This window comes from Streptomyces sp. TLI_053 (assembly GCF_900105395.1).
Classification (GTDB): Bacteria; Actinomycetota; Actinomycetes; order Streptomycetales; family Streptomycetaceae; genus Kitasatospora.
Genome location: NZ_LT629775.1, coordinates 1,300,254 through 1,313,649, shown reverse-complemented (window position 1 = coordinate 1,313,649; position 13,396 = coordinate 1,300,254). Strand labels below are relative to the sequence as shown.

At 74.9% G+C, this 13,396-nt stretch carries 12 protein-coding genes; 10 read left to right on the top strand and 2 right to left on the bottom strand.

What is annotated here, in order from left to right; translation table 11 throughout:
• The first annotated feature begins 72 nt into the window (after nt 1-72).
• From BLU95_RS04950 to BLU95_RS04935, 4 genes are all read left to right on the top strand, one after another.
• Entirely contained in the window at nt 73-675 is a 603-nt protein-coding gene (locus BLU95_RS04950; protein ID WP_093858875.1) for a carbonic anhydrase, read from the top strand.
• A gap of 107 nt (nt 676-782) precedes the next feature.
• Nucleotides 783-2,261, top strand: a complete 1,479-nt coding sequence (locus BLU95_RS04945) for a SulP family inorganic anion transporter (RefSeq protein ID WP_093858874.1) — start codon at nt 783-785, stop codon at nt 2,259-2,261.
• Between the two features lie 329 nt (nt 2,262-2,590).
• Entirely contained in the window at nt 2,591-3,736 is a 1,146-nt protein-coding gene (locus BLU95_RS44965; protein ID WP_093858873.1) for a BadF/BadG/BcrA/BcrD ATPase family protein, read from the top strand.
• Nucleotides 3,737-3,779: 43 nt separating this feature from the next.
• On the top strand, nt 3,780-4,595 hold the full coding sequence (locus BLU95_RS04935; protein ID WP_093858872.1) for a class I SAM-dependent methyltransferase: 816 nt from the start codon (nt 3,780-3,782) through the stop codon (nt 4,593-4,595).
• A gap of 52 nt (nt 4,596-4,647) precedes the next feature.
• Here BLU95_RS04935 and BLU95_RS04930 read toward each other — a convergent pair whose 3' ends face one another.
• Nucleotides 4,648-5,622 carry an ArsR/SmtB family transcription factor gene (locus BLU95_RS04930; RefSeq protein ID WP_093858871.1) on the bottom strand — a complete coding sequence of 325 codons (975 nt, stop codon included), beginning with the start codon at nt 5,620-5,622 and terminating at the stop codon, nt 4,648-4,650.
• Nucleotides 5,623-5,698: 76 nt separating this feature from the next.
• Between BLU95_RS04930 and BLU95_RS04925 the strand changes: the two genes are divergently transcribed.
• Nucleotides 5,699-6,994: an MFS transporter gene (locus BLU95_RS04925; protein ID WP_093864648.1), complete on the top strand. Its 1,296-nt coding sequence runs from the start codon at nt 5,699-5,701 to the stop codon at nt 6,992-6,994.
• 63 nt (nt 6,995-7,057) lie between these two features.
• Here BLU95_RS04925 and BLU95_RS04920 read toward each other — a convergent pair whose 3' ends face one another.
• Nucleotides 7,058-7,900, bottom strand: coding sequence for an SAM-dependent methyltransferase (locus BLU95_RS04920; protein ID WP_353653540.1), 843 nt, complete (start codon nt 7,898-7,900; stop codon nt 7,058-7,060).
• A 272-nt stretch (nt 7,901-8,172) separates the two neighbouring features.
• On the opposite strand from BLU95_RS04920, the gene BLU95_RS04915 reads away from it, so the two are divergent.
• The 5 genes from BLU95_RS04915 (at nt 8,173) to BLU95_RS04895 (ending at nt 13,373) form a co-directional block, all read left to right on the top strand.
• On the top strand, nt 8,173-8,541 hold the full coding sequence (locus BLU95_RS04915; protein WP_093858870.1) for a PRC-barrel domain-containing protein: 369 nt from the start codon (nt 8,173-8,175) through the stop codon (nt 8,539-8,541).
• Between the two features lie 139 nt (nt 8,542-8,680).
• Nucleotides 8,681-8,947 (top strand): metal-sensitive transcriptional regulator, encoded by a 267-nt coding sequence (locus tag BLU95_RS04910; protein WP_093864646.1) that lies wholly within the window; start codon nt 8,681-8,683, stop codon nt 8,945-8,947.
• A gap of 384 nt (nt 8,948-9,331) precedes the next feature.
• Entirely contained in the window at nt 9,332-10,783 is a 1,452-nt protein-coding gene (locus BLU95_RS04905; protein ID WP_231978293.1) for an endonuclease/exonuclease/phosphatase family protein, read from the top strand.
• Between the two features lie 14 nt (nt 10,784-10,797).
• Nucleotides 10,798-12,807, top strand: coding sequence for a phosphocholine-specific phospholipase C (locus BLU95_RS04900; RefSeq protein ID WP_093858868.1), 2,010 nt, complete (start codon nt 10,798-10,800; stop codon nt 12,805-12,807).
• Between the two features lie 92 nt (nt 12,808-12,899).
• Nucleotides 12,900-13,373, top strand: coding sequence for a VOC family protein (locus tag BLU95_RS04895; protein ID WP_093858867.1), 474 nt, complete (start codon nt 12,900-12,902; stop codon nt 13,371-13,373).
• Nucleotides 13,374-13,396: the final 23 nt, after the last annotated feature.

Here is a 13,396-nt window from a genome sequence, read left to right as displayed (position 1 = left end):
TTTACTCCTTCTTGACGCAACGTCAGGTGACCAGAGGCGCACCTGACGTCACCGAAGGAGGCAGTCACCCTCATGGAACCGCTCATCGACCGGGCCCGGGCCTTCCCGCAGCGGGCCGGGGACACCGGCCGCGAACTCACCGGCCTCGCCGCCGGCCAGAGCCCGCAGGCGCTGTTCATCACCTGTTCCGACTCCCGCGTGGTCCCGGCCCTGATCACCAACGCCGACCCCGGCGACCTCTTCGAGCTCCGCACCGCGGGCAACATCGTCCCCGTCTACCGGGCCGACGACGCCTCCGGCGAGACCGCCACCGTCGAGTACGCCGTCGAGGTGCTGGGCGTGCGCGACATCGTGGTCTGCGGCCACTCGCACTGCGGCGCCGTCGGCGCCGTGGTCCGCGGCGAGGACCTCAGCGTGGTGCCCGCCGTCCGCTCCTGGCTTCGCCACGCGGACCGGGCAGTGCTCCGCGCGGACGAGGCCGAGGTCTTCGACCCGACGGTCGCCGGCCCCGTGCAGCGGCACGTCCTGGCCCAGCTCGACCGGCTGCGCGGCTACCCGGCCGTCGCCCGGCGGCTGGCCGACGGGCGGGTCCGGCTGCGCGGCTGGTTCTACGAGATCCACACCGGCCTGGTGCTCGAACACCGGGCCGACAGCGGTCTGTTCCTGCCGCTGTGAGCCCCGCGCCGCACGGGCCGCCGCACGACCAGCGGCCGCACGCCCCGCCGCCCTCCGGCCCGATATCCCCCGACCACCGTCCGAACCGCCACTCTCCCGAGGACCCGATGACTCGTCGTCCCGCCCTTCGGCTGAGCACTCTGCGCTCCGACCTCCCCGCCTCCCTCGTCGTCTTCCTGGTGGCGCTGCCGCTCTGCGTGGGCGTCGCCGTCGCCTCCGGCGTACCGGCCGAACTCGGCCTGGTCACCGGCATCGTCGGTGGCCTGGTGACCGGCCTGATGCCCGGCAGCAGCCTCCAGGTGTCCGGCCCCGCCGCCGGGCTGACCGTCCTCGTCCTCGCCGCCGTCCAGGAGCACGGCCTCGCCACCCTCGGCGTGATCACCGCCGCGGCCGGCCTGCTCCAGCTCGCCATGGGCGCCGCCCGCCTCGGCCGGCTCTTCCGGGCGATCTCCGTCTCGGTCGTCCAGGGCATGCTGGCGGGCATCGGCCTGATCCTGATCGCCGGTCAGCTCTACGCGCTGGCCGACATCAAGGGCCCCACCGGCGGCCCCGCCAAGCTCGCCGGACTCCCCGGCCTCGCCGCCGACATCGCCGGGGACGGGCGCGCGCTCGCCGCCGTCGCGATCGGCGCAGGGACGATCGCGGTCCTGCTGCTCTGGCCGCGCCTGCCCGCCAAGGTCCGGATCGTGCCCGCGCCGCTGGCCGCCGTGGCCGGTGCGACGGCCGTCACCGCGCTGTTCGACCTGCCCGTCGCCCGGGTCGACGTGGCCGGGCTCGTGGGCGTCGTCGATGTGCCCGGCCTGTCCGACTTCGCGGCGCTCGGCAGCCTCGGCGTGCTCGGCACGGCCTTCGCCTTCGCGCTGATCGCCTCCGCCGAGAGCCTGTTCAGCGCCGCCGCCGTCGACCGCCTGCACCACGGCCCGCGCACCGACTACGACCGCGAACTGCTCGCCCAGGGCGTCGGCAACACCGTCTGCGGCCTGCTGGGCGCCCTGCCCATGACCGCCGTGATCGTCCGCAGCGCGGCCAACGTCCAGGCCGGCGCCAGGACCAAGGCGTCCCGGGTGCTGCACGGGGTCTGGCTGCTGCTCTTCGCCGCGCTGCTCCCCGCCGCCCTCGGTGTCATCCCGCTCGCCGCCCTGGCCGGCGTCCTGGTCCACGCCGGGGCCAAGCTCGTTCCGCTGCGCGCCCTGCGGCCGCTCTGGCGGGCCGACCGGGGCGAGGCCGCGATCCTCGCCGTCACCGCGATCGCCATCGTGCTGACCAACCTGCTCGAAGGCGTCCTGCTCGGCCTCCTGCTCGCCGTGCTCAAGAGCGCCTGGGACACCTCCCACCTCCAGGTCGCCGTCACCGAACTGCCCGACGGCGCGGTCCGGGTGACCCTCCACGGCAGCGCCACCTTCCTCCGGCTGCCCCGCCTCCTGGAGACCCTCGAATCCCTGGAGGGCCTGCCGGCGGACCGCCCGGTCCGCCTCGACCTCGCCGGCGTGCGTCACCTCGACCACGCCTGCCGCAGCGCCCTGGACCAGTGGCAGGAGCGCCACAACCGCAGTGGGTCCGCCGAACTCGTGGGGCTGCCCGCCTGAAACCCGTTGCCGCGCTCCGGGGGCGGGCGGGTCGGGGTGCTGTTCCGACCTGCCGGCCCGCCGGTCCGGGAGCGGGCGTGCGGAGGGGCGACGGCCCGCACCACGTGGTGCGGGCCGTCGCCCCTCCGCCGGCGCTCGCGGGTGAACGCGATGTGCCGGATTCGCAGCCGTTGACGCTCCGGCCGATGCCGTGGAGGCACCCGGTCAGAGGCGGCGCAGAACGTTCTGGAGGCCCTGCGTCCGCCGTGCCACGGCGCCGCCCCGCCGTCCGCCGGGCACGATGGGCACGATGGGCAGGACGGGGTGCGGACGAGGCGGGCGGAGGCGGCATGGAGCGGGCGGCGGGGGAGTCCTGGGTGGTCGGGGTGGACGTCGGCGGCTCCGGCATCCGGGTCGGGGCGGCGCCCGCGGGCCGGCCGGTGGATCCGGCGGGGGTGCGGACGGTCGGGTCGGCCGCCGCCGCGCGGGTGTCCGCCTCGGCCGGAGGGCAGGACGCGCGGGCGCTGCTCGACCGGCTGCTGCCCGCACTCGGCGCCCTGGTCGCCGGCCTGCCCGACGGGGCCGGGATCGGCGCGGTCGCCGTGGGCGCCACCGGGATGGCCCTGCTCGGCCGCGACCTGGCGGCCCGGCTGCCCGGCCCGCTCGCCCGCGCCACCGGCGCCCGGCGGCTGGTGCTCGCGGGGGACGCGGTCACGGCCTACGTGGGCGCGCTGGGCACCGCCGCCGGGGTGGTGGTGGCCGGCGGGACGGGGCTGGTCGCGATCGGCCTCCGCCCGGGCGGGAACTGGTGCCGTGCCGACGGCTGGGGCCAGTTGCTCGGGGACTGCGGCGGCGGCGCCTGGCTCGGCCGGGCCGGGCTGGAAGCGGCGCTGCGGGCGCAGGACGGCCGCAACGGGGGTTCGCCCGCGCTGCTGGCGGCGGCCGAGCGGCACTACGGCCCGGTGGCCGGCCTCCCGGCCGCGCTCCAGCCGCGTCCGGACCGGGCGGCGCTGCTCGCGGAGTTCGCCCCGGCGGTGGTCGCGGCTGCCGGGGGCGGCTGTCCGGTCGCCGCGGACCTGCTCCGCCGTGCGGGCGAGGAGATCGCCGACAGCGCGAGCGCCGCCGCCGCGGCCGCCGGTCGGACCGAGCCCCGGCTCGCCCTGACCGGGGGTCTGTTCCGCTTCGACCCACTGCGCCGGGCGACCCTGGACGCGCTCGCGGTCCGCCTCCCCGCCGCCCGCCCCCGCCCTCCGGACGGCCCGCCGCTGCTCGGAGCCCTCCGGCTGGCCCGGGCCGCCGCGACCGCCGTCACCACCCCCGCTGCCCCGGCATCCGCGCTCGGCAGCGCCACTGTCAGCACCGCCACCGTCAGCAGCGCCACCGTCGGCACCGCCGCACCGGACTTCCCCTGGCCGCTGGACCCGCCCCTGCTCGCCGTCCTCGACCTCCCCGCCGTCCTCGACCTCCCCGCCGCCGACGGCCCGCGGCGGCCGTGAAAAGCGTTTGAGCGGTGCTCCCGGCTCTGGCAGCGTGGTCGGTATGGAGAAGACCCCTGCCCCCGACGACTGGCTGGCGACCAACCGCGCCAACTGGGACGGCCGTGTCCCGGTGCACAAGGCCAGCGATTTCTACGACCTCCCCGGCTTCGTGTCCGGCGACGAGGCACTGCGCGGTTTCGAGCTGGCCGAGGTCGGTGACGTCAGCGGCAAGTCCCTGCTCCACCTCCAGTGCCACATCGGCCTGGACACCCTGTCCTGGGCCCGCCACGGCGCCACCGTGACCGGCCTGGACTTCTCCGCGCCGGCGGTGGAGACCGCCACCGAACTGGCCGGGAAGATCGGCGCGGACACGGCCCGATTCGTCGTCTCCGACGTGTACGAGGCGGTGGCGGCGCTCGACGGGCAGACCTTCGACATCGTCTACACCGGCCTCGGCGCCCTGTGCTGGCTCCCGGACATCGCGCGCTGGGCCCGCACCGCGGCCTCCCTGGTCGCCCCGGGCGGCTTCCTCTACCTGGCGGAGTTCCACCCCTTCGGCGACACCCTGGGCGACGACGGCCGGACGGTGGAGTACGACTACTTCGACCGCGACGCCACGGTCTGGGACGACCCCAGCACCTACACCGACGGCGAGGTGACGTCCCTGGCCTCCAAGACGGTCGAGTGGCAGCACGGGATCGGCGACGTCCTCAGCGCCCTGGTGACCGAGGGCCTGCGGGTGGAGTTCCTGCACGAGCACGACTTCACGCTGTTCCCGCGCTTCCCGGTGCTGGAGCGCGACCGGGGCTTCCGTTTCCCGGCCGGGCAGCCCCGCGTCCCGCTGATGTACTCGCTCCGCGCGAGCAAGCCCGCCTGACGCCCGCTCCGAGGCGCCGGCCGTCCGGTGCGGCCCTCCGCCCCGCCGCGGCCTACGCCCGGGTGAGCAGGGCCGTGCCCAGGTCGGTGGCGGTGTAGTGGACCTCGCGGCGGTAGCGGTGGCCGGTGACCAGCCCGGCGTCGCGCAGGACGGCGAGGTGCTGGGAGACCGCGCCCAGGCTGAGGCCGGTCCGGGCGGCGAGCTGGGTGGTGGTGGACGGGGATCCGGTGCAGGCGAGCAGGCGGGCGCGGCTGCGCCCGAGCAGCCGGGCGAGCGCGTCGTCGGTGTTCTCCCGGCGCTCCCAGAGCAGGCCGAGGGCGCGGGCCGGGTAGACCAGGGCGGGCGGTGTTCCCCGGCGGCCGCCCAGCACCCGGCAGCGGTCGGCGAACGCGCTCGGGGTGAGGGTGAGTCCGGTGCCGCCGAGGCCGTCGCTGTCCGCCGGCAGGTCGGGTGAGCGCAGCCGGTCCCCGTCCCGGCGCAGGGTGGGGTGGAGCGAGGACAGCACCTCGTGGATGCCGTCCTCGGCGAGCAGGCGCGTCCGGTGGGCGATGTCCGCCTCCAGGGCGGCGCGGATCCGCGGCCAGTACGGCCGGACCGCCGCCTCCCACCAGGAGTGCAGGGCCTCGGCGAGCTCGGGCAGGACGCGTTCCGGGTCCTCGGCAGGCTGCCGTCCGGCGCCGGTCGGCGCCGGCCGCGGCACAGCGGCGAGAGCGTCCCGGACCTGTTCGGGCGGGGTGGCCAGCAGGGCGGACAACTCCTCCTCGATCTCGGCCAGCGGGCAGCGCGGAGCCGGCAGCAGTCGCCCCGCCAGCAGGCCGGACCGGGCGGTGAGCGCCGCGGGCGGCGAGGTCCGCCCACCGAGGCCGCCGCCCCGGCCCAGGGACGCGGCCCGGCGGATCCAGGGCAGGTGCACCACGTGCCGACCGGGATCGGTGACGGCGCGTGCGGCCGCCGCGGTCTCCCAGAGCGGGGAGATCGCGAACCTGAGATTGCCCAGGTCGCGCGCCCCGAACCGCAGCTCGCCCATCCCCACCCCCGGTCGACGTTTTCGCCCAGACTAAAACACTGGCCGCGCGGTGATCACGCTCAGGATGCTGGCCGGCATGACTCCTCCACTTCCGGGCCTGCTCCGGCATGCCGACTTCCGACGGTTCTGGGCCGCCGACACCGTCAGTCAGGCGGGTGCGGCCGTCACCCTGGTCGCGCTTCCGCTGGTGGCCGTCGGCACGCTGGGCGCCACACCGTTCGAGGCGGGCCTGCTGGTCGCCTTCGAGTACGCGGCCTTCCTGCTGATCGGACTGCCCGCGGGCGCCTGGGTGGACCAGGTGCGGCGGCGGCCGGTGATGGTCGCCGCGGACGTCGTCCGGGCCGTGCTGCTGTTCTCCGTCCCGGCCGCCTCCTGGCTGGGCGCGCTGACCCTGCCCCAGCTGTACGCGGTGGCGTTCGGGATGTCCGTCTGCACCGCGTTCTTCGACGTGGCGTACGGCAGCTACCTGCCGCACCTGGTGCCGGACGAGCAGCTGGTGGCGGCGAACATCCGGATCGAGGCGGGCCGGAGCACCGTCCAGGTCGGCGGCCCGGGCGTGGGCGGGGCGCTGGTGGGTGCGCTGACCGCGCCGGTCGCGTTGGTGGTGGACGTACTGAGCTTCGGCCTCTCCGCGCTGCTGCTGGGCCGGATCCGGCGGCCCGAGGCCCGGCCGGAGGGTTCCTCGGGCACCCGGTCGGGGGGAGCGCTGCGGACGGAGATCGCCGAGGGGCTGCGCTTCGTCCTCGGCGACCGGCTGCTGCGGGCGGTCACCCTCACCGCCGCCGCCTCCAACCTGTGCGGCACGATCGGCGCCTCGATGCTGATGGTGCTGCTGGTCGGCGAGCTGCGTCTGTCGCCGTTCCTGTGCGGACTCGTGTTCACCGCGGAGGCGGTCGGCGGCCTGATCGGCAGCCTGCTCACGGCGCGGTTCACCGCCCGGCTCGGTCAGGGACCGGCGATGTGCGCGGCGGTGGCGGGCAGCGCCGTGCTCTGGCTGCTGGCGGTGCCGTTCTTCCGGGCCGACGGCCGCTTCGTCCTGGCCGTCCTGCTGCAGGCCGCGGGCTGGGTCCTCTTCATGACCTTCAGGATCACCTCGGTCGCCTTCCGCCAGCGGCTCTGCCCGAAGCCGCTGCTGGGCCGGACGACGGCAACGGTCCGTTTCCTGGTCTGGGGCGTGATGCCGATCGGAGCGCTGGCCGGCGGTGTGCTGGGGCAGGGCCTAGGCGTCCGGCAGGCGCTCTGGGCGGGCGCCCTGGGCGAGCTGCTCGCCGTCCTGCCGGTGCTCTGCTCACCGCTGCGCCGGATGCGCGAACTGCCCTGCGCCCCGGCGGAACCCGCGTCCCGGCCGCTGACCGGCGCGGCCACCGGATGAGGCCACCGGATGAGGCCCGCGGCGGCGGCCGGACGGATCCGGGCCGCCACCGTCGCCGCGCCGTCAGGACTTGCGGGCGACCGCGCCGTACATGCTGACCCGGTCCGCGCCGGGGACGGGGTCGCCCTCCGGACGCCACAGCGGGACGGTGACCACCCCGGGGTCGAGCACGTCCAGGCCGTCCAGGAAGGCGCCCACCTGCTCCCGGCTGCGGCCGACCAGCGGTGCCGTGGCCTTGCTGTAGACGCCGGTGACCCGGTCGCGGACCTCGGCGGGGATGAAGTCGGCGGTGCCGTGGGACAGGATCAGGTGGCTGCCGGGCGCGAGGGTGTCCAGCAGTGTGCGGACGATCTCGTACGGTCCGTTCTCGTCCGGCACGAAGTGCAGCACGGCGGCCAGCACGAGGGCCATCGGCTTCTCGAAGTCGAGCAGCTTCTCGGCCTCGGCGGCGGCGAGCAGGTCGAGCGGCTCGCGCAGGTCGGCCTGGATGACGGTGGTCCGGCCGACGGCGGTGCCGCCCATCAGGGCGCGGGCGTGGGCGAGCACGATCGGGTCGTTGTCGACGTAGACGATCCGGGCGCCCGGATCGACGGCCTGGGCGATCTCGTGGGTGTTGCCCGCGGTCGGGATGCCGGTGCCGATGTCGAGGAACTGGCCGATGCCGAGCCCGGCCACATGGCGCACCGCCCGGGTCAGGAAGCCCCGGTTGGCGCGCGCGGTGGATCTGAACTCCGGGTTGGCCGCCAGCGCCCGCTCGGCCGCCTCGCGGTCGGACGGGAAGTTGTCCTTGCCGCCCAGGTAGTAGTCGTACATCCGCGCGGGGTGCGGGATCTCCGGCCGGAGGTCGGCGGGGACACCGGGCTCGCCCGGCTCCCACATCTCGTTGTAACCCACCACTGTCTGCACGCCTCCGCACCTGGCCGAACTGATGATCCGTCGGCGGACAGCGTAGGTGTTCGAGTACACCCGTGGTGCGGCGAGGTCGGTTCACACCCGCTTGTGCGCAATGGCCGCGTTGCGGCGGGATGGGCCGGAACGGCCCCGTCCCGGCGGGCGGGACGGCCCCGCCCCGCCCCGTCCCGGCGGGCGGGACGGGGCGGACAGGCGCAGGATGGGAGGGTCCGGGGCGCCGCCCGCAAGCGCGGCGTGCCGCCGTGGAGCGGGAGTGGGAGGCAACCATGGCCGTCGCCGAGATCGTTCCGGCCGACATCAGGGAGTGGCGGGGGCAGTCCGTCATGGACGAGAAGGACCACCGGATCGGCACCCTGGAGTCCGTCTACGTCGAGACCGCCAGCGACCAGCCGTACTTCGTGACGGTCACGATCGGACTGGCGATGAAGCGGCGGCTGGTGTTCGTACCGCTCGACGGCGCGGTGCTGGGGCCGGGGTACCTGCGGGTGGCGTTCCCGAAGGCGCTGGTGAAGCAGGCGCCCTCGATCGGGGTGGACGACGTGCTGCCGGCCGAGGACGAGCCCGAGGTGTTCGCGCACTACAAGCTGGAGTACGTCACCGGGGCGGGCGGGGAACGGCGGCTGGCGCGGCGCTGACGGCGGCCGTCGCGACGGCGGTCCCGCAACGGCCGGAGCCGTTGGCCGACGGCACGGGCCGAAGGTCGGCCACCCGGGTCCGGATACCCCACGGGGTACACTGGAGGGCCGGTGGTCGACAGTGGAGGGCGGTCCGGACATGCAGGTGGACGAGGAGGCCGTCGGAGCGGTCCTGAACCGGCTGCGGCGCGCCCAGGGGCAGCTGGCGGGCGTGATCGCGATGATCGAGGCCGGCCGGGACTGCAAGGACGTGGTGACCCAGCTGGCCGCCGTGTCGCGGGCGCTCGACCGGGCCGGGTTCAAGATCGTGGCGAGCGGTATGCGGCAGTGCATGGCGGGTGCCGAGGAGGGCGCGGCGCCGATGACGGAGGCCGAGTTGGAGAAGCTCTTCCTCACCCTCGCCTGACGGCCCGCACGTCCGGCGGTTCGTGTGCCGAATGTCCGCTGTTGCCCGTGCCCGCCGTTCCGGCGGTCCGCCGTTCCGAGGACCCGGCCCCAGGGCCGGGTCCTCCGCCGTTCCGGCGTTCCGGACACCCGCGTTCCGCCCTTCCGGACACCCGCGTTCCGGCACCCCGTCCGTCGGACGGCCCCACAGTTCCCGTTCCGCCCGACAATCCGTCACGTCTCGTTCATGTCCTGGTCGCCGGTCTTCGGATGAATGGGCGCGGCCCTGCAGTTGTACAGCCAACTGTTGACGGGCCGACCCTCCCAAGCCTCCGTCACCAGCCGCGGACGGCCCCGGCCCGGCACCCCCCGACGGCCCGGTGCCCGAGCGGCGGACAGGACATCCGTGGCCACCGGCAGCACCCTGACCAGCACGTCGTCGAGCAGCCCCGTCGAGGGCGACCGCCTCACCTTCCACTGGACCACCGACGCCCCCGACCCCAAGAACTGGGTCGGCATCTACGACGGGGACCGTCAGCCCGGCACGGGCAGCTCCCTGCTCTGGAAGTACACCCCGGCCGGCGAGGGCGACGTCCAGCTCGACACCTCCGCCCTCACCGGCGGCCCGTACACGGCCTACCTGCTCGCCAAGGACGGCTACGGCGTCCTCGCCAAGACCCAGCCGTTCACCTTCCGGCCCAAGCCGGCCGTGGTCCGCCCGCACGCCGTGGTGGACTCCCTCACCGCCACCCCCGTCGCCCCCGGCGCGGCCGTCACCGTCAAGCTCGGCGGCCTCTGGGCCCGCCCCGCCGGCAACCCGGCCGGCAGCGCGGCCTTCCGCAAGATCTCCGGACCGGCCTGGCTCGCGGTCGCCGCCGACGGCACCGTCACCGGCACCGCGCCGGGCGGCGCCGCGCCGCGCACCCCCGAGGTCCTGGTCGTCGGCGTCAAGGACAGCGCCGGAGCCACCGACACCGTCACCGTGCTGCTCCCGGTCGTGGACCCGGCCACCGCGCCCCGGCTCAAGGTCGCGAGCTGGAACCTCGCCAACGCCGGTGCCGCCTTCACCGACGCCCTCGAGAAGCAGCTGCGGGTCGTGCTGGCCCAGGGCCTGGACGTGCTCGCGCTCCAGGAGACGGCCGGCAAGGCCGCCCAGGCGCTGGCCGACGCCCTCGGCTGGTACGCCCACCAGAGCGCCGGCAGCGTCGGCCTGCTCAGCCGCTACCCGCTGACCGCCGTCACCCCGGCCACCGCCGAACTGCCCGCCGCCGGGGCGACCGTGCAGCTGCCCGGCGGCCGCGCCGTCCGGGTCTGGACCGCGCACCTCGATGAGTCCGACTACGGCCCGTACGCCGTCCAGGACGGCCGCACCGCCGCGCAGGTCCTCGACACCGAGAACGCCTCGGCCCGGCTCCGGCAGGCGCGGGCGCTGGCCGCCGCCGTCACCGCCGACGCCGCCGCGGGCGCCCCGGTGGTGCTCGCCGGCGCGCTGTCCTCGCCCTCGCACCTCGACTGGACGGCCGCCACCGCCGCCGCGCACGGCGGAGCCGGGGCGCTCGCCTGGCCGGTCACCACCACCCTCCAGGCGGCCGGACTCACCGACACCTTCCGTGAGGAGAACCGGGACCCGGTGAAGGCCCCCGGCACCACCTGGTCGCCGGTCCGCAAGCAGCGCGCCGCCGGCAAGGCCGAGCCGCAGGACCGGATCGACTACGTGCTGTACCGGGGCAGGCTGCGGCTCGTCGAGGCGCACACGCTGGTCGCCGACTGGCCGGCCACCGCCGCCGACCCGGCCGCCCTCGCCGCCAACCAGTGGCCGTCCGACACCGCCGCCGCGGTCGCCACCTTCCAGCTCTGAAAGGCCAGTTCGCGATGTCCGAGCTCTCCCGCCGCACCTTCGTCGGCGCCACCGCGGCCGCCGGCGCCGCCGCCCTGACCGGCCTCCAGGGCACCCCGGCCCAGGCCGCGCCCACCCAGCCCGCCGCCGCGCCGGCCCGCCTCACCGGCACCATCAAGGACGTCAAGCACGTCGTGGTGCTGATGCAGGAGAACCGCAGCTTCGACCACTACTTCGGCGCTCTCAACGGCGTGCGCGGCTTCGGTGACAAGCAGGGGCTGCAGTTCCCCGACGGCACCGACGTGTTCCGCCAGCCGGACCCGCGCCGCAGCGACGGCAATGTGATGCTGCCGTACCGGATGGACACCTCGAAGTACAACGCGCAGAACGCCGGCGGCCTGCCGCACGACTGGGCCACCGGTCACCAGGCCATCAACAACGGCGCGATGAACAAGTGGATCGCTGCCAAGGGCGAGCGCACCATGGGGTACTTCACCCGTGAGGACATCCCCTACCAGTACGCGCTGGCCGACGCCTTCACCCTGTGCGACGCCTACTTCACCTCGCTGGCCGGGCCGACCGATCCCAACCGGCTCTACCTGTGGACCGGCACCTCCGGCCCCGGCCGGGACGGCACCACCGGCCCGTGGATCGACAACACCCCGGTCACCGACAACCCGGTCGCCGACTGGACCACCTACGCCGAGCGCCTCCAGTCGGCGGGCGTCACCTGGCGGGTCTACCACAACCCCAGCAAGGACGACCGCACCGGCGACTACGACGACAACGCGCTCTCGTACTTCAAGCAGTTCCACAACTTCCCGAAGGACGACCCGCGTTACATCAACGCGATGACCAAGTTCGACCCGGCGGCCTTCGACGCGCACTGCAAGGACGGCACCCTACCGACCATCTCCTGGCTGGTCGCGCCGTACCTCTTCTCCGAGCACCCGGAGGCCGGACCGGCGTACGGCGCGCACTGGGTGAACCAGGCCCTGCAGTCGCTGATGTCCAACCCGGACGTGTGGCGGCACACCGTCTTCCTGGTCATGTACGACGAGAACGACGGCTACTTCGACCACATGGTTCCGCCCACCCCCGAGCCGGGCACCCCGGAGGAGTTCACCCAGGGCCGCGCCATCGGTCTCGGCAACCGCGTCCCGCTCTGGGTCGCCTCGCCCTGGTCGCGCGGCGGCTGGGTCAACTCCCAGGTCTTCGACCACACCTCCGTGCTGCGCTTCATGGAGCAGGTCACCGGTGTGGCCGAGCCCAACATCTCGGCCTGGCGCCGCGCCGTCTGCGGCGACCTCACCAGCTGCTTCGACTTCGCTGCCCCGGACCAGTCGATCCCGCAACTGCCGGACACCAACGCCCTGATGGCGAAGGCCGACGCGGGCACCAAGCTCCCCGGCGTGCAGCTGCCCGCCGTCGGCGCCCAGTCCATGCCGGTGCCCGAGCGGGGCGACCGCCCGCACCGCCACCTGCCCTACCAGCCCTGGGCCGAGGCGGAGGTGGACCGACTCACCGGCCGGGTCACCTGCACGATGAGCAACGACGGCTCGGTGGCCTTCCCGTACACGGTCTACCCGAACATCGTGCAGCCCTTCGCCGGGACGCCGTTCACCGTGGCCCCGGGCGCCTCGGCCACCTACGTCTGGGAGGCCGCGAAGACCAACGGCCGCTACGACTTCACCGTGCACGGCCCGGACGGCTTCGTCCGCCGCTTCGCCGGCACCGTGGTCCGCGACGGCCAGGGCACCGCCGAGCAGCCGTCCGGCCAGAACGACATCGCGGTGCCGATCGTCACCGCCGACCTGTCCGGCTCCAAGCGGCTGACGCTCCAGCTCGTCAACGACGGCATGACCGACGTCTGCTTCACCGCCGTGCCGAACGACTTCGCCGGCACCGCGCAGACCGTCTGGGTCCGGCCGGGCAAGCAGAGCAACCTGGTCTGGCCGCTGGACAAGCAGGGCCGCTACGACGTGGTGGTCACCGCCGCCACCGGCCAGCGCTTCACCCGGCGGTACGCGGGCTGGGTGCACTGAGTCCGGATCCTCGCGCGCCACGCCGCGGCCGGTCCCCCCGGCCGTGGCGTGGCGCGCCCGGGGACGGCCGGGCCCGCGGCTACCGTCGGCCCATGCAGCAGATCACACCCTGTCTCTGGTTCGACGACCAGGCCGAGGAAGCCGTCCGGTACTACACCTCGGTCGTCCCCGACTCCCGGATCACCGCCGTCACCCACTACACCGAGGCCGGTCCGGGCACCCCCGGCACCGTGCTGACGGTCGCCTTCGAACTCGGCGGCCGCCCGTACGTGGCCCTCAACGGCGGGCCGCTCTTCCCGTTCACCGAGGCGGTCTCGCTCCAGGTGCACTGCGACGACCAGGCGGAGGTGGACCGGCTCTGGGCGGCCCTGCTGGAGGGCGGCGGCCAGGAGGGGCCCTGCGGCTGGCTCAAGGACCGCTGGGGCCTGTCCTGGCAGATCACCCCGCAGGTGCTGATCGACCTGGTCTCCGACCCGGACCGGGCCAAGGCCGCCCGGGTCACCACGGCGATGCTGCAGATGCGCCGGATCGACATCCAGCAGCTGCTGGACGCCGCCGAGGGGTGAGGCACAGGTCCGGGCAGCCTGCG